This window comes from Exercitatus varius (assembly GCF_029577735.1).
Lineage (GTDB): Bacteria > Pseudomonadota > Gammaproteobacteria > Enterobacterales > Pasteurellaceae > Exercitatus > Exercitatus varius.
In genome coordinates, this window is sequence record NZ_JARQTO010000003.1 from 109,977 (window position 1) to 126,245 (window position 16,269).

The following is a 16,269-nucleotide window of genomic DNA, read 5'->3' on the forward strand; positions in this document are numbered from 1 at the left end:
ATAGTTAAAAATTAGGTTAAAAAATTATGCGACAAACAATTAAATATGAATTCTGGGTAGGTTTTTTCTTATTGCTGGGCATTGCGGCTTTAGTGTTTATGTGCCTGAAAGTCGCCAACGTGCAAGGGTTTAACGAAACAAAATCCTATCATATCACTGCAACTTTCGATAATATCGGCGGTCTTAAAGTTCGTGCGCCGATGAAAGTGGGCGGCGTGGTGATTGGTCGTGTAACGGACATTTCGTTGGACGAAAAAACCTATTTGCCGCAAGTGACGATTGCGGTGAATGACGAATACAATCAAATCCCCGACAACAGCTCACTTTCCATTAAAACTTCGGGATTGCTGGGCGAGCAGTATATTTCTTTGAATGTGGGTTTTGATGACGGTGAAACCGCCATGCTGAAAGAGGGAAGCAAAATTGTAGATACCAAATCGGCGATGGTGTTGGAAGATCTTATCGGCCAGTTCTTGTACGGCGATAAGGACAAAAAAGACGGAGCGACGACGGGCGAAACGCCGGCAGCTCAGTAATTTTATTAGGAAAGCAAAGTTTAGGAGTAATCATGAAGCTTTTATTTAAAACGTGGTTATCAAAAATGGTCGTATTGGCGACCGCACTTTTGGCCGTGCAAACCGTGACGGCGGCGGAAGGTCCTTATGAATTAACGCAGCGGGCGGCGGATAAGTTGTTTGCCGATTTGAAAGCCAATAATGCGGCAATCAAATCCAATCCGAATATGCTGAAAAATATCGTGCGTAACGATTTAATGCCTTACGTGCACGTGAATTATGCGGGATCGTTAGTATTGGGACAGTATTTCCGTTCGACCACGCCGCAGCAGCGCGAAACGTTCTTTGCCGCTTTCGATAAATTTATCGAGCAGGCTTATGCTCAGGCGTTAACCATGTACAACGGACAAGACGTACAAGTTCAGAAAGCTCAATTAAACGGTGACAGTCAGGCCAGCGTCAAGGTAAAACTGATCCAGGCGCAACCGCTGAATCTTACTTTCCAATGGCGTAAAAACAGTAAAACCGGACAATGGCAGGTTTATGATATGACGGCGGAAGGCGTGAGCATGGTTGAAACCAAAAAACAGGAATGGAGCAACATTTTGCGTAAAGAAGGTATCGACGCTTTAACCGCGCAAGTACAGAAAGCAGCGGCCGTTCCGGTCACTTTTAGCAAAAAATAATGTTATGACTCAAGCTGAAAAACTCACGTGGTCGACAGCGCAAAATGATGATAAAATGGCTTTCCGATTAATTGGAGAGCTTTCGCGCGATACGTTGTTGCCTTTGTGGCAGCAGCGTTTTGCCGTTTTATCGGACAAGCAAATTGCTCGCCAAAACGTAATTTTTGATTTATCAACGATTACTCGAATGGATAGTGCGGGTTTTGCGCTGCTTTGTGATCTCATTTATCAAGTGCGCCGGGTTCAGGAGCCGGATAAAACTCTGACCATTGAACATGCGCCTTCACAATTACTTACCCTGGCCGAACTGTTTGATTTAGATCAGTGGCTGAGTGGTTTTCTTCAAACTCATTAACCTTACAACGGAATTCTGGAATGGAACCGCAAGAAATCGAACGTATTTTAAAAGAATCCCTTAATCTTGATGAAGTATATGCGCAAGGCGAAGACGCGCACTTCAGCGTCATCGTGGTAAATGACGATATCGCAAAATTGTCGCGCATTAAACAACAACAAACGATTTATGCGCCGCTGATGTCGTATTTTCAAACCGGTGAAATTCATGCGTTAACCATTAAAACCTACGATAAAGCGAAATGGGCGCGTGATCGCGTTCTGAACGTATTAAATTAGGAGGTAATGAAAATGGAAAAATTCCGTGTATATGGCCAATCAACATTAAGCGGTGAAGTGCGGATTTCCGGGGCGAAAAATGCTGCGCTTCCCATTCTTTTTGCCGCAATTCTGGCGGAAGAACCCGTTAAGTTAATTAATGTTCCCGAATTAAAAGACGTCGACACCACTTTTGAAATTCTGCGAAAACTCGGCGTCACCGTTGAGCGCAGAGACGATAAAACCGTGTTAATTGATGCGTCTAAAATCGATCGTTACGTTGCGCCTTACGAATTGGTGAAAACCATGCGCGCCTCAATCTGGGCGTTAGCGCCGTTGCTTACCCGTTTTCATGAAGGACAGGTGTCTTTGCCGGGCGGTTGTACCATCGGCGCCCGTCCGGTGGATATGCATATTTCCGGCTTGGAAAAAATGGGCGCGACCATCGAACTGGATGAAGGTTATGTGAAAGCGACGGTCAGCGGTTGTTTAACCGGCACTCGTATTTATATGGATAAAGTCAGCGTTGGCGCTACGTTATCGCTGATTATGGCGGCAACCCTGGCGAAGGGAACCACCACCATTGAAAATGCCGCACGCGAGCCTGAAATTGTGGATACGGCGGATTTCCTGAATAAAATGGGCGCGAAAATTTCAGGCGCCGGTACCGATACCATTACGATCGAAGGCGTGAGCCGTTTAGGCGGTTGCGAGCACAGCATTGTGCCAGATCGTATCGAAACCGGGACGTTCTTAATCGCCGCGGCGATTTCCGGCGGCCGCATTACTTGTCATAACACCAAAGCGGATACCCTTGATGCGGTGATTGAAAAATTGCGTGAAGCGGGTATGCAGGTGGAAGTGACGGAAAACACCATTACGCTGGATTCGTGCGGACAGCGTCCGAAAGCGGTAAATATCCGCACCATGCCGCACCCGGGTTTTCCGACGGATATGCAGGCGCAGTTTACTTTGCTGAACGTTGTGGCGGAGGGAACCAGTAAAATCACCGAAACCATTTTCGAAAACCGCTTTATGCACGTGCCGGAATTAATCCGCATGGGCGCAAAAGGGGAAATCGAGGGCAATACGGCGATTATCCACGGCGTGGAACGTTTGTCCGGCGCGCAGGTGATGGCGACGGATTTACGGGCATCCATCAGTTTGGTACTGGCCGGCTGTATTGCAAACGGCGAAACCGTGGTGGATCGGATTTATCACATTGATCGCGGTTACGAACATATCGAAGACAAATTACGCGGCTTAGGCGCTCGAATCGAACGTTTTTCCGAATAGTTGAAACGGTGAAACCCAAAAAGCACCATCGCGCCGTCTGACATCATTAAAATGATGAACGCCATGAATTATGTGAACAACCCTGACGCCGCCCGACATTGGCGCATTCGGGCCGGTACGGCCGACCGCGACACTTCGCACGCTATCGCCGCTATGCTTGCCGTTAAATTGCAAATGAGCGGCAAACGGGCGGATTATCAAATGCCGTGGAATGTGCCGCATTCGGACGATTACGATTTGAGGAATTGTTCAACTGGGCGGATAGCATCAGTGAATAAGCGGCAGGTAAAAGTGCGGTAAAATCTACCGCACTTTTCGGGCGGTTTGAAATCGAACTCAACACAGAGATGAAACAACATCAATATCGTATTACTGTAGAACATCTTGCCGACAAAGACGGCAATGCAGTTGAACGCAAAGCGCTGCGGTTTGACGCACCTAACCACGATGATATTTTTGAGATTATAGAGCGCACCAAAGAGCGTGAAGGAATGAGCGACAACATCGCCGAACGTTTTGCGGTCGGGCTAAAACTCATGACCGAGCCGATGATGGAAGATAAAGACAATCCGTTATTCAGCCGGTTAAGACCGCATATTATGGAAATGATGAAAATCATAAAACAAAAAGATAAGCACGAATAAAAGCGCGGCATTTAAAAACTTCACCAAAATTGACCGCACTTTTCAGGTTATTTGCCCGCGGACGCCGTTTCTTAGCCGTTTTCCGGTTTTCGCAGCCACAGCACCGAATCCGCCAGTTGTTCCGTAAAGGCGGAATCGTGGGAGGCAATCAACATAGGCAGGTTTAAATCGCGCAAAAGTGCGGTGAGTTTTTTGATATTTTTACTGTCCAGGCCGTTGGTGGGTTCGTCTAACAACAACATTTCCGGCCGCATCGCCAATACGCCCGCCAACGCGACGAAATTTTTCTCGCCGCCGGACAGCACGTTAACCGAGCGATCTTTCAGGTAATCCATTCCCAGTTTTTCCAGCTGTCGCCGCGCAACGGTATAGGCTTCGGGTTTGGATAAACCTTGATTAAGCGGGCCGAACGCCACATCGTCCAAAACGGTCGGGCCGAATAGTTGATCGTCCGGATTCTGAAAACAAAATCCTATCCGACCGCGAAACGGCCGAAAATCTTTTTCCGTTTGGCAAAGCGCGCCGAATAATCGGATTTCCCCTTGTTGGGCGGGAATAAAACCCAGCAACGCTTGCAATAACGTGCTTTTTCCCGTCCCGATTTCGCCTTGTAAGAACAGGCGCCGGATTCCTTCAAGCCGAAAGCTGAGATCCCGAATAATCCATTGATCGCCCCGCCGAACGGAAAGATGATTAACGCTGAGCATAATAAATCCCGATAATAAGTAAAAGTGCGGTAGAAATTTCCACTGTTTTCCACCAAGGTTTATCCAGCAACGACGAACGGGAAGCAAAGCGAAAACCGCGCGCTTTTAACGCCATTTCGCTTTTTTCCACTTGCACCATCGCCTGAATCAGCAATAACGCCACTCGTTGAGCGATGACGGAAAAGGTGCGTCGGTTAAATTTCGGCTGAAATCCGCGGGCTTTCATGGCTTGCGTCATTTGCCGGTTCAGTTCGCCGAGCAGCGAAATATAACGCACCGTCAGAATAAACAGATGAATCAGTTTGTCCGGCAACGGTAATTTGCTCACCGCCTGCACCAAAATACTGTCGGTCATATTGATTAAACATAACCAAATCGTGCATAAAATCAGGTTCATACGCAAGGTGATAAGTAACGCCGTGTGCATGCCCGCCGCGTGCCATTCTAGGCCGTTTTCGCTTATTTTCCAGCTGAGCGTCAACCAAATTAACAGAGTGAACAGGTTAAATATCAGCGCACGCCGAAGATAGAATGCCAGCGGTTTTCCCTGTCGAATCAGCACAACCAGCAGCGCGCCCGCCGTAAGACAGAGCAAGCTCAGCAACCATTGCGGATTTTGAATGGCGCTCACGCTTAAGCCTAAAACAAAGGTGAAAATGAGGCGAAAGTGCGGTTGAAAAATGGCCGGTTTCATGGCGTTGTCCGTAATAGCGCGGGTGACATTTTGTTTAGCGTGAGTAAAACGCCCGCGCTAATGATTCCGTCGATAAAAAAGACCGGAATGTGCGTGACTATCAGCAAGCGGATGAGATCGTAATAAGCTTTGCCGCCGTCAAACGCCAGGATCAGCGAGGCGAGCAGCGCGGCGCCGCCCACGCCGATTACGCCCGCCGAGACGCCCAACAGGATTAAGCGGGCGCGACTTAAAGATTGCTGCAAACAACGTCCTAACAACAAGTGCACCAAAACGGCGGGCAGCGCCATCACGCACAGATTAACGCCGAGCACGGCAAAGCCGCCGAAGGAAAAGAAGATAACTTGTAACAACAAGGCAATAAGAAAAGCGGGAAACACCGCCCAGCCGAGAAACAATCCCGCCATGCCGTTCAGAATTAAATGCACGGAACCGATTCCCACAGGCACGTGAATCGTGCCGGCGACAAAAAACGCGGCGGCAAATAAAGCGGTAAGCGGCAATCGTTCGTAATCGGTTTTGCGCAAACCGACACTCACGCCGATAACCGCCGCCGTCGCCCCGATAATCAGCGTTTGGCTATGTAGAATTCCTTCGGAAATATGCATTAATCTTTTCCTTTAGATTGACGCGAGCGTAACCACGCCGCCATGCCCGCAAGACCGAAAATATAGCCGATTCCGCCGAGAATATCGTGGAAATACAGTTTATCTTTCAGGCGGTTGATATCTTCCCGTAAGGCAAGAACGGCTTCATTGGAAACGGCGCCGGAATTGACCGCACTTTCAATGCGGTTAACTTTAGCGGTGGCTTTGTGGCCTTCCATGCCTTCAATATTTACGCTGAAATCGGCGTTTTCATGAATCGGTAAGCGAAATGCGCCCTGTTTGTCCGTTTTGCCGTAAACCGCCGGTTCCGTTTCACCGGTGCGAACCGCTTCCACATAGGTTTCCGCCGCCGGCGTTTGGTCGGAATAATAGGCTTTGCCGCTGATTTCCGTTCCATCGTATTGGGCGAAAATCGATAGGCCGTGGGCGCCGACGGAGGCGGCGAAACTCAGTAAAAGTGCGGTCAAAATTATTCGAGTTTTCATTATTGGTTTTCGTCCGCGTCAAAGGTCAACAGATATTCGATGCTTCGATCGGTATAATCGGGATTGTCCGTCACTTTTTCGTTGAATTCCGCCCACACTTTATTGAAGCCGCGGCTTGGCGTGAATTGCGCTATGCCGTTTGCATCGCTTAAGTTCGCCGGTTGGTCTTCACCCAATCCTACTTTAATGCCGGCAACGGGGCTGCCGTTACGCAGGACTAAAATCGCCAGCGGTTTTCCCGCCGCAGGTTTGCTTTGCGGAACCAGTTCATAGCTCATATTGTGCGGTTTGGTCGCCTGTTCGTTCCAGCTTAAAATGGCTTTACCGAGTTTCACCGGATTAAGGGAAAATTCCGCATCGGGCGCGTATTTTTTGCTTTTTTCCACGAATTTGCCGCTTGCTAATTTCGACCAAACGCCGTTGTCGAATTGCATATAAATTATGGCGGCGTTATTCGCTTTGATGTGAGTTTCGCCTTTGCCGTTCTGTGCCGGGCGAAAACTTAACGTCACTTTGCCGTCTTTGCCGTCGCCGGTTATCGCTCGTACGGATTTAACCTTGGATTCGGGATAGTTTTCTGCGGTTTCGTGACCGAATTTCAACACGTAATTGTCGTTATGTTGCGGGTCTTTTTGTAGCCAGACGTTATGCGCCGTCGCCGGAAGGGCGAAAAGTGCGGTCAAAATAAATACGGTTTTTTTCATGTGATCATTCCAAATACGGCTCCTGTTCAACGGGCGTATAGTGTAAAATATGAAGTAACTTCAGGGTCAAGGTATAAATACCACTTTTTTGAGGTAGATCATGTTAAGGAAGAAAAATGAAAATCGGTAAATTGGCGCAAGTCGCAGGATGTACGGTGGAAACCGTTCGGTTTTATGAAAAACAAGGATTGTTGCCGCCGCCGCAACGGACATCCGGTAATTTTCGTCTGTATAACGACGAACATTTGGAACGGCTGACGTTTATTTGTTATTGCCGTTCGTTGGATATTTCGCTGCATGAAATCAAACAGTTGCTGGAGCTGAAAAATGCGCCGGCGGCTAAAGACGAAATGAGCGAGTTGTTGGATCGCCATATTCGCGACGTGGTGAAACGCATTCATGAACTCGATCATCTGCGGTTGCAGCTGATCGCGTTGAAAGGCAAAGTGAACAATGCCGCACAGGACGCGGATTTAATGAACACGCTGCTGCAACACGGCAAAGTGCGTTTCGTCGGCGTGAAATAATGCGGTTAGCCGTAATTGCGCGCGCCGAAAATCGCCGTGCCGATACGCACCATGGTGGAACCGCATTTAATGGCGCTTGCCATATCGTCCGTCATGCCCATGGAAAGCGTGTCGATTTGTTGGTTCGGACAGAGCGCCTGCAGTTGTTCGAACAGATTTTTCATGGCGTTTAAGGCTTTTTCCTGCTCGCCGATATCGTCGCTGGGCGCGGGAATCGCCATTAACCCGCGCAGCCGTAAGTGCGGGCGATTTTCGATGTGTTTTGCCAACGCCGCCATTTCTTCGGGGCGAATCCCGGATTTGCTGGCTTCGTCGCTGATATTGATTTGAATCAGCACATTTAACGGCGCTTTGTCTGCAGGGCGCTGGTCGTTCAGCCGATCGGCAATTTTGGCGCGATCCACCGTTTGCATCCAATCGAAATGTTCCGCCACCAAACGGGTTTTATTGGATTGCAACGGACCGATAAAATGCCATTCCAGTTCCGGATGTTTTGTCGCAAAAAACTGAATTTTTTCCACGCCTTCCTGAACGTAATTTTCACCGAAAGCCCGTTGCCCGGCGTCAATTGCCGTCTGAATGTCCGTCACCGGTTTGGTTTTGGAAACTGCTAATAATTTGACCGCACTTTTGTTGCGTCCCGCCGCCAGACATGCGTTTTCGATTTGTTGGTGAATATGTTCAAGATTTTGCCGAATTGTCATTTTTTTCCGTCCAAGCCGTTTTCATTGAATATTTTTTGAATAGTCTTTATATTGGAATTGCTTTCGATCTGAGTGTCGCAAAGCTTATTTTAACTTAATTCGTTTTTTTCTAGTAGGTGAAATTATGCGAAAAACATTATTGGCATTAGGTTTAGCAACGTTAGGCGTTTCTGCGGCGGCGAATGCGGCGGAAACCGGACACCAAACGGCGACGTCCGCTGAAAATTTAACCGTCGACATGCAATTATTGGATCCGGTGAAAGGGAACCGTTCCGTCGGAAAAGTGGTGATAACCGAATCGCCTTACGGATTGGTGTTTACACCGGAATTGAAAGGACTTTCCGCAGGGTTGCACGGTTTCCATATTCATGAAAATCCAAGCTGCGAACCGCAGGAGAAAGACGGCAAACTTACGGCGGGTTTGGCTGCCGGCGGCCATTGGAATCCGACTAAAGCGGAAGGTCACGGTTATCCTTGGTCTGATGTCGCTCACTTAGGCGATTTGCCGGCGCTTTATGTCGAGGCTGACGGTCATGCGGCGAATCCGGTATTGGCGCCGCGCTTGAAAGCGTTGTCCGAAATTAAAGGCCGTTCGTTGATGATTCATGCCGGCGGCGATAATCATTCCGATCATCCGAAACCGTTGGGCGGTGGCGGCGCCAGAATGGCTTGCGGTGTGATTAAATAGGTTTTAACGCAATTTCTATTTGACAAATAAAATCTTTTTAGGTATTTCTAACCACATTCGTTTTTACGGAAAAAATATCATGAAATTCGACCGCACTTTCACAATCATGACGATGACCACCATTATGACCATCATAACGGCGGGATAGTGCGAACGAAAGGTATTCAATCAAGCCCGCAACTGAAAAAGTGCGGGCTTTTTTACAACGGAACTCAATTCACAAATCACAACATATTAAGAAGGAAAACCTATGCGTGTACTCAAATTTGGCGGCACATCTCTGGCGAATCCCGAACGGTTTTTGCAAGCCGCCCGGTTAATCGAAAAAGCTCATTTGGAAGAACAAGCCGCCGGCGTGCTTTCGGCTCCCGCCAAAATTACCAACCACCTTGTCGCCCTGTCCGAAAAAGCGAGTCTGAACCAACCTACCGATTGCCATTTTGATGAAGCCGTTAATATTTTTTATAACATCATCAAAGGATTACACGCTGAAAATAACAATTTCGACCTTGCCGGCACTCAGGCTTTGATCGACCGGGAATTCGCTCAAATCGCCGAATTACTGGAACAAATCCGTGCCGCCGGTAAAGTGGAAGACGCGGTGAAAGCGACCATCGATTGCCGAGGCGAAAAATTATCCATTGCCATGATGAAAGCCTGGTTTGAAGCCAACGGCTATGCGGTGACGGTGATTGACCCGGTGGAAAAATTACTGGCGCACGGCACTTATTTGGAATCTTCCGTGGATATTGCAGAATCCGCCAAACGGGTGGATGTGGCGTCCATCCCGAAACGGAACCTGGTGTTAATGGCTGGATTCACAGCAGGAAACGAAAAGGGGGAGTTGGTTCTGCTGGGACGCAACGGTTCCGATTATTCCGCCGCCTGTCTGGCCGCCTGCCTGAAAGCCAGCGCCTGCGAAATCTGGACGGATGTGGATGGCGTGTTTACCTGTGATCCGCGTTTGGTACCGGACGCTCGTCTCTTACCGCATTTATCTTATCGCGAAGCTATGGAGTTGTCTTATTTCGGCGCGAAAGTGATTCATCCCCGGACTATCGGTCCGTTGGTGCAAACCAATATTCCTTGTCTGATTAAAAATACCGGCAATCCAGACGCACCGGGTTCGGTGATCGACAGCGACGAAAATGCCGCTGAAGGTTTACAGGTGAAAGGCATTACCAATTTAGACAATGTGGCGATGTTTAATGTGTCCGGCCCGGGCATGCAAGGCATGGTCGGCATGGCGGCGCGCGTCTTCTCAACTATGTCGAAAGCGGGAATTTCCGTGATTTTGATTACCCAATCTTCCTCCGAATACAGCATCAGTTTTTGTGTGCCGGCTAAATTGGCGGATCACGCCCTGAGCGTATTAAATACGGAATTTGCCCGGGAACTGCAATCCGGCGCCCTTGATCCGGTGGATATCATTAAAGATTTATCCATTGTTTCCGTGGTGGGCGACGGTATGCGTACCGCCAAAGGTATTGCGGCGCGTTTCTTCTCTTCCCTGGCTCAGGCTAATATCAGCATTGTGGCCATTGCGCAAGGTTCCTCTGAGCGCTCCATTTCCGCCGTGGTGCCGATGAATAAAGCGATTGAAGCGGTAAAAGCTACGCATCAGGGATTATTCAGCAATAAAAAGTCCATTGACGTCTTCCTCGTTGGTGTTGGCGGTGTTGGCGGTGCGCTGATCGAGCAGATCAAACAACAAAAGGCGTTTTTAGCCAAAAAAGACATTGAAATCCGCGTTTGCGCCTTAGCGAATGTGAATAAAATGCTGTTGAACGAAAACGGTTTAGATTTGGACGACTGGAAAAACGACCTGCAAAATGCCATTCAACCGTCGGATTTCGATGTGCTGTTATCTTTCATTAAACTGCATCATGTGGTGAACCCGGTGTTTGTAGACTGTACTTCGGCGCAATCCGTTTCAAATCTTTATGTGCGAGCGTTGCGCGAAGGTTTTCATGTGGTTACTCCGAACAAAAAAGCCAATACTTCAAGTTATGCCTATTATCAGGAGTTGCGCGAAGCGGCGCGTCAGGGGAGCCATAAATTTTTATATGAAACCAATGTGGGCGCAGGTTTGCCGGTAATTGAAAATCTGCAAAATCTGCTGGCTGCCGGCGATGAAGTGGAAAAATTCGAAGGCATTCTGTCCGGCTCGCTTTCTTTCATTTTCGGTAAACTGGAAGAAGGTTTAACGCTTTCGCAAGCCACGTTGTTAGCGAAAGAAAAAGGCTTTACCGAACCGGATCCGCGCGATGATTTATCCGGCGCCGATGTAGCGCGGAAATTGCTGATTTTAGCCCGTGAAACCGGGTTGCCGCTCGAGTTTGAAGATATCGAAGTGGAAGGCGTATTGCCGCGCGGTTTCTCCGACGGCATGAGCCGCGATGAATTCTTAGCCGTTCTGCCTGATTTGGATGCGGAATTCGACCAACGGGTTCAGGCGGCGAAAAAAGAAGGCAAAGTATTGCGTTACGTCGGCTCCATTAACGGTTCTAAATGCCGTGTCGCCATTGAGGCGGTAGATGAAAATCATCCGCTCTATAAAGTGAAAGACGGCGAAAACGCCTTAGCGTTCTTAACCCGTTATTACAGCCCGATTCCGCTGTTATTGCGCGGTTACGGCGCGGGAACGGATGTCACGGCCGCCGGCGTATTTGCCGATATTCTTCGTACGTTGCACGGAGGTATATGATGTCCTTACGAATTTATGCACCGGCTTCCAGCGCTAATGTCAGTGTGGGTTTCGATACCTTAGGCGCGGCGATTTCGCCCATCGACGGTTCCTTATTGGGCGATGTGGTTCAAATTGATGAAATCGCAAACGGTTTTGAACTGGAAAGCGTCGGTTATTTTGTCCGCAAACTGCCGAAAGAGCCGCAAAAAAATATTGTTTATCAGGCGTACGTGTTGTTCAGCGAACGCTTGAAATTACGGGGTATCGGCGTCAAACCGTTACGCTTAACGCTGGAAAAAAATATGCCGATCGGTTCGGGTCTGGGATCCAGCGCCTGTTCTATCGTGGCCGCGTTAGTGGCGTTAAATCGATTCCATAACGAACCTTTTTCCAAAATGGAATTGTTAGAAATGATGGGCAAACTGGAAGGACGGATTTCCGGTTCAATCCATTACGACAACGTGGCGCCCTGCTACCTGGGCGGCTTGCAGTTAATGGTGGAAAGTCTGGGCAATATTAGCCAGACCTTGCCTTTTTTCGATCACTGGTACTGGGTGCTGGCCTATCCGGGCATTGAAGTTTCCACCGCCGAAGCGCGCGCTATTTTGCCGAAAAGCTATACCCGCAAGGACGTGATTGACCACGGTCGCCATCTCGGCAGCTTCGTGCATGCCTGCCACACCCATCAGGAAGCATTGGCCGCAATGATGATGCAGGATGTTATCGCCGAACCGTATCGCGCCGCCTTGCTGCCGAATTTTGCCGAAGTGAAACAGGCAACAAGGGATCTCGGCGCGTTGGCCTGCGGTATTTCCGGTTCCGGTCCGACCATGTTTGCCATCGCGCCGGATTTGCAAACGGCGACCAAAGTGGCAAAATATCTGGAGCAACATTATCTGCAAAATAACGAAGGCTTCGTGCATATTTGCAAAGTGGACAATCAAGGCGCCAGAGCATTGGATTAAAAAACAACGAAAAAATTGACCGCACTTTTTGTGCAAATGCCGGAATTGGTGTAAAGTGCGGTCGAAATTGAACAAGAAATTGGACACAGACATGAATCTATACAACATCAAACACCCTGAAGAACGAGTTAACTTTGCCCAAGCGGTGCGTCAGGGGCTGGGAAAAGACCAGGGCTTGTTTTTCCCCGAAGTGATTCCGCAGTTAGACGATATTGACGCTTTGCTGGATCTGCCGTTGGTGGAACGCAGCCAGAAAATTCTGGGCGCGATTATCGGCGACGAAATTCCGACGGAAAAATTAAATGCCATGGTGAAAAATGCTTTCACGTTTCCGGCGCCGTTGGCGAAAGTGAATGAAAATATTTACGCGCTGGAATTGTTTCATGGCCCGACGCTGGCTTTCAAAGATTTCGGCGGACGCTTTATGGCGCAAGCCTTGGCCACGGTGCGCGGCGACGGCAAAATCACCATTTTGACGGCAACCTCGGGCGATACCGGTGCGGCGGTGGCGCACGCCTTTTACGGATTGGAAAACATTAATGTGGTGATTCTTTATCCGAAAGGCAAAATCAGTCCGTTGCAGGAAAAATTGTTCTGTACCCTTGGCGGTAATATCCGCACCGTCGCCGTTCATTCGGATTTTGACGCTTGTCAGGCGTTAGTCAAACAAGCCTTTGACGACGAAGAATTACGGCGAACAATCGGCTTGAATTCCGCCAATTCCATTAACATCAGCCGTTTATTGGCGCAAATTTGTTACTATTTTGAAGCGGTGGCGCAATTACCGAAAGAAAAACGCAAAGATCTGGTCGTGTCCGTGCCGAGCGGCAATTTCGGCAACCTGACCGCCGGATTAATCGCCAAAACCTTGGGATTGCCGATTAAGCGCTTTATCGCTTCCACCAATGCCAACGATACCGTGCCGCGTTATTTAGCCGGCGGAAAATGGGATCCGAAGGCAACGATTGCCACCCTTTCCAACGCCATGGACGTCAGTCGTCCGAACAACTGGCCGCGAGTGGAAGAATTGTTTAAACGCAACGGGTGGAGCCTGAAAGATTTGGCCTCCGCCAGCTTAACCGATGCGCAAACGGAAGCCGCCTTAAAAGCGGAATATGCGGAAGGTTATCTGTGCGAACCGCACGGCGCGATTGCCTATCAGGCGTTGAAAAATCAACTTCAACCGGGCGAAACGGGCATTTTCTTATGCACCGCTCATCCGGCGAAATTCAAAGAAAGCGTAGAACGCATTCTGAATATTGAACTGCCGTTACCGCAAGCTCTGGACAAGCACAATAAATTGCCGTTGCTTTCCGACGAAATGGAGGCGGATTTCGCCACATTACGCGCTTATTTGCTGAAATAATCGCGTAGAGATTCCTGTGTAAAGTGCGGTCAAAAAATGAAACGTTTTTTGACCGCACTTTTGTTTTCCCGTTTAATTGGATCTATACTAACGCCTTTCTTTTATTCATTTCGGTTAGGAGCGCAGTATGCCTGACATTTCGCCTAATATTACCACTCACGATCCTTTTGGCAGTCTGCTCGGGTACGCGCCGGGCGGCATCGCGATTTATTCGTCGGATTATGAAACCGCGGACAAGCGGGAATATCCTGACGATGCGGCGTTTCGTAGCTATATCGGGCATGAGTATATGGGATATAAATGGCAGTGTGTGGAATTCGCCCGTCGCTATCTTTATCTTAATCACGGCTGGGTGTTTACGGATGTGGGCATGGCCTATGAAATTTTCTCTTTGCGATTTTTGCGCCAAGTGGTGAACGATACGATTTTGCCGTTGCAGGCCTTTGCCAACGGCAGTAAAAAAAAGCCTGAAGCCGGCGCCTTACTGATTTGGCAGGAAGGCGGCGAGTTTAAGCATACCGGACATGTGGCGATTATCACGGAAGTGTTTGAACATAAAATCCGAATTGCGGAACAAAACGTGTTGCATTCCCGCTTACCGCGCGGCCAGCAATGGACTCGGGAATTGCCGATGACCGCCGATGAAAACGGCTATTTTTTGCACGACACTTTTGACGACACGGAAATTCTGGGCTGGATGATTCAAACGGACGACACCGCTTACAGCATTTCGCAACCGATGCCGGAACCGGCTTTGCTGGAAATCAGACCGAATCATCTGGAAAACCGCGGTCAGTTCGACGGCAAATGGCTGAACGAAAATAACGATTTCGAGAAAGCTTTTGTTACGGCGATGAAGGGACATTGCGTCAGTCGCACCGATCAATATCGCTATTTTACGATTTCCGAATCCGCTCATCAGGAATTGATTCGCGCCACCAACGAATTACATTTGATGTATTTGCATGCCACCGATAAAGTGCTGAAAGACGATAATCTGTTGCAACTGTTCAATATCCCGAAATTGCTGTGGCCGCGTCTGCGTTTGTCCTGGCAGAACCGTCGTTATCAAACCATTAGCGGACGGTTGGATTTCTGTATGGATAAAAACGGGCTGAAGGTTTACGAATACAACGCGGACAGCGCGTCCTGCCACGCGGAAGCGGGCGATATTCTGAATCAATGGGCGATGCAGGCGGGGCTAACGGCGGGCAAAAATCCGGGGGCGGATTTGCGTAATGTGTTGACGGATTGCTGGAAACACAGTCAGGCGACGCCGTTGGTGCATATCATGCAGGATAATGATTTTGAAGAAGATTATCACGCCATGTTTATGCAGAAAGCCTTAAAGCAAGCGGAGTTTCAAACCAAAATTATTCACGGCACGGAAGGCTTGCATTGGGATACGCGCGGCAATTTGCTGGACGATGACGGCAATCCCGTTCGGACGGTGTGGAAAACCTGGGCGTGGGAAACCGTGCTGGAACAGCTGCGCGAAGATGCGAAGGGCAAAGAAGTGGCGCCGCCGATTCGCACGGGTTATCCGGGCGATACCGTGCGTTTGATTGACGTTCTGCTGCGTCCGGAAGTGCTGGTGTACGAACCGTTATGGACGGCCATTCCGAGCAACAAAGCGATTTTGCCGGTGCTGTGGTCATTATTCCCGAATCACCGTTATTTGCTGGAAGCGACTTTTGAATTGACGGACGCTTTACGCAAAGACGGTTATGCGCAAAAACCGATTGGCGGACGCCGCGGCGACAATGTGCAGCTTATCGGCGAAAACGGTGAAATTTCTGACCGCACTTTTGGCAAATTCGACAGCCAGACCAACATTTATCAACGTCTTTGGTGCCTGCCGAAAGTGGAGGAACAATACACCCAAATCTGCACGTTTACGGTGGGCGGGCATTACGGCGGCAGCTGTTTGCGTTCCGATCCGACGCGTGTTATTGTGGGCGACAGCGATATGCAACCGCTTCGCGTAATTTCGGATAAGGACTTCTTAAAATGATCATTGTTTACGGCATTAAAAATTGTGATACCGTGAAAAAAGCGTTGAAATGGTTGACGGAACACGGCATCGAACACCGCTTGCACGATTACAGTGTAGACGGCTTGGAACCCGATTTTCTGGTGCGTGCCGAAGCGCAATTCGGCTGGCGGGAATTAGTCAATAAACGCAGCACCAGTTGGCGTAATCTGGATGAAAACACGAAAAAAACATTGAAAAAATCGACCGCACTTTGCGTGCTGGCGGAGCAACCTACGCTCATCAAACGCCCCATCATCCTGCAAGACGGAATTGCATTAATTGGTTTTAATGAGCAAGATTACACGGCAGCGTTTTCCCAAATAAAATGAATATATGTAGGGTGG

Annotated in this window: 19 protein-coding genes, 1 pseudogene and 1 other annotated feature; of the genes and pseudogenes, 14 read left to right on the plus strand and 6 right to left on the minus strand. The window is 48.9% G+C overall.

Annotation, left to right across the window (positions count from 1 at the left end; all coding sequences use genetic code 11):
• Positions 1–26: 26 nt before the first annotated feature.
• From mlaD to P7M01_RS04710, 7 genes are all read left to right on the plus strand, one after another.
• Positions 27–536 (plus strand): outer membrane lipid asymmetry maintenance protein MlaD, encoded by a 510-nt coding sequence (gene mlaD, locus P7M01_RS04680; RefSeq protein ID WP_317483234.1) that lies wholly within the window; start codon positions 27–29, stop codon positions 534–536.
• A gap of 29 nt (positions 537–565) precedes the next feature.
• Positions 566–1,201 carry a phospholipid-binding protein MlaC gene (gene mlaC / locus P7M01_RS04685; RefSeq protein ID WP_317482294.1) on the plus strand — a complete coding sequence of 212 codons (636 nt, stop codon included), beginning with the start codon at positions 566–568 and terminating at the stop codon, positions 1,199–1,201.
• Between the two features lie 4 nt (positions 1,202–1,205).
• Positions 1,206–1,556 carry an STAS domain-containing protein gene (locus P7M01_RS04690; RefSeq protein ID WP_317482164.1) on the plus strand — a complete coding sequence of 117 codons (351 nt, stop codon included), beginning with the start codon at positions 1,206–1,208 and terminating at the stop codon, positions 1,554–1,556.
• A 20-nt stretch (positions 1,557–1,576) separates the two neighbouring features.
• Positions 1,577–1,834, plus strand: coding sequence for a BolA family protein (locus tag P7M01_RS04695; RefSeq protein ID WP_202935991.1), 258 nt, complete (start codon positions 1,577–1,579; stop codon positions 1,832–1,834).
• A 12-nt stretch (positions 1,835–1,846) separates the two neighbouring features.
• Positions 1,847–3,109, plus strand: a complete 1,263-nt coding sequence (murA, locus tag P7M01_RS04700; RefSeq protein ID WP_317483233.1) for a UDP-N-acetylglucosamine 1-carboxyvinyltransferase — start codon at positions 1,847–1,849, stop codon at positions 3,107–3,109.
• A gap of 63 nt (positions 3,110–3,172) precedes the next feature.
• Positions 3,173–3,409, plus strand: coding sequence for a hypothetical protein (locus tag P7M01_RS04705; protein WP_317485662.1), 237 nt, complete (start codon positions 3,173–3,175; stop codon positions 3,407–3,409).
• Between the two features lie 47 nt (positions 3,410–3,456).
• Positions 3,457–3,753, plus strand: coding sequence for a DUF3861 domain-containing protein (locus P7M01_RS04710; RefSeq protein ID WP_317483231.1), 297 nt, complete (start codon positions 3,457–3,459; stop codon positions 3,751–3,753).
• 205 nt (positions 3,754–3,958) lie between these two features.
• On the opposite strand, the pseudogene P7M01_RS04715 reads toward P7M01_RS04710, so the two are convergent.
• The 5 genes and pseudogenes from P7M01_RS04715 to P7M01_RS04735 form a co-directional block, all read right to left on the minus strand.
• Positions 3,959–4,460: pseudogene (locus P7M01_RS04715) on the minus strand (energy-coupling factor ABC transporter ATP-binding protein); the annotation flags it as partial.
• On the minus strand, positions 4,447–5,154 hold the full coding sequence (locus P7M01_RS04720; RefSeq protein WP_317477054.1) for an energy-coupling factor transporter transmembrane component T family protein: 708 nt from the start codon (positions 5,152–5,154) through the stop codon (positions 4,447–4,449). The gene P7M01_RS04720 and the pseudogene P7M01_RS04715, both read right to left, overlap by 14 nt.
• Entirely contained in the window at positions 5,151–5,762 is a 612-nt protein-coding gene (gene cbiM / locus P7M01_RS04725; protein ID WP_202935986.1) for a cobalt transporter CbiM, read from the minus strand. The genes P7M01_RS04720 and cbiM overlap by 4 nt, the downstream gene beginning before the upstream one ends.
• Complete coding sequence (locus P7M01_RS04730; RefSeq protein WP_317483230.1) at positions 5,762–6,247, minus strand: carboxypeptidase regulatory-like domain-containing protein; 486 nt, start codon at positions 6,245–6,247, stop codon at positions 5,762–5,764. The genes cbiM and P7M01_RS04730 overlap by 1 nt, the downstream gene beginning before the upstream one ends.
• Positions 6,247–6,951: a DUF4198 domain-containing protein gene (locus tag P7M01_RS04735; RefSeq protein WP_317483229.1), complete on the minus strand. Its 705-nt coding sequence runs from the start codon at positions 6,949–6,951 to the stop codon at positions 6,247–6,249. Before P7M01_RS04735 ends, P7M01_RS04730 begins: the two co-directional genes overlap by 1 nt.
• A gap of 116 nt (positions 6,952–7,067) precedes the next feature.
• Here P7M01_RS04735 and P7M01_RS04740 point away from each other — a divergent pair, with 116 nt between their 5' ends.
• Positions 7,068–7,478 (plus strand): Cd(II)/Pb(II)-responsive transcriptional regulator, encoded by a 411-nt coding sequence (locus P7M01_RS04740; RefSeq protein WP_317483228.1) that lies wholly within the window; start codon positions 7,068–7,070, stop codon positions 7,476–7,478.
• Between the two features lie 5 nt (positions 7,479–7,483).
• Here the strand turns inward: P7M01_RS04740 and P7M01_RS04745 are convergent, their stop codons facing one another.
• Positions 7,484–8,182: a YggS family pyridoxal phosphate-dependent enzyme gene (locus P7M01_RS04745; protein ID WP_317483227.1), complete on the minus strand. Its 699-nt coding sequence runs from the start codon at positions 8,180–8,182 to the stop codon at positions 7,484–7,486.
• Positions 8,183–8,306: 124 nt separating this feature from the next.
• Between P7M01_RS04745 and sodC the strand changes: the two genes are divergently transcribed.
• From sodC to P7M01_RS04775, 6 genes are all read left to right on the plus strand, one after another.
• Positions 8,307–8,870, plus strand: a complete 564-nt coding sequence (gene sodC / locus P7M01_RS04750; RefSeq protein ID WP_317479741.1) for a superoxide dismutase [Cu-Zn] SodC — start codon at positions 8,307–8,309, stop codon at positions 8,868–8,870.
• 86 nt (positions 8,871–8,956) lie between these two features.
• Positions 8,957–9,075: a sequence feature (Thr leader region), on the plus strand.
• 45 nt (positions 9,076–9,120) lie between these two features.
• Entirely contained in the window at positions 9,121–11,577 is a 2,457-nt protein-coding gene (gene thrA / locus P7M01_RS04755) for a bifunctional aspartate kinase/homoserine dehydrogenase I (RefSeq protein ID WP_202935980.1), read from the plus strand.
• The gene (gene thrB, locus P7M01_RS04760) at positions 11,577–12,524 is read left to right on the plus strand and encodes a homoserine kinase (RefSeq protein WP_317483301.1); all 948 of its coding nucleotides are present in this window, start codon (positions 11,577–11,579) and stop codon (positions 12,522–12,524) included. The genes thrA and thrB overlap by 1 nt, the downstream gene beginning before the upstream one ends.
• 91 nt (positions 12,525–12,615) lie before the next feature.
• Entirely contained in the window at positions 12,616–13,890 is a 1,275-nt protein-coding gene (gene thrC, locus P7M01_RS04765; protein ID WP_317483225.1) for a threonine synthase, read from the plus strand.
• A gap of 127 nt (positions 13,891–14,017) precedes the next feature.
• Positions 14,018–15,904, plus strand: coding sequence for a bifunctional glutathionylspermidine amidase/synthase (gene gss, locus P7M01_RS04770; RefSeq protein ID WP_317483224.1), 1,887 nt, complete (start codon positions 14,018–14,020; stop codon positions 15,902–15,904).
• Positions 15,901–16,254: an arsenate reductase gene (locus tag P7M01_RS04775; protein ID WP_317483223.1), complete on the plus strand. Its 354-nt coding sequence runs from the start codon at positions 15,901–15,903 to the stop codon at positions 16,252–16,254. Before gss ends, P7M01_RS04775 begins: the two co-directional genes overlap by 4 nt.
• Positions 16,255–16,269 lie beyond the last annotated feature (15 nt).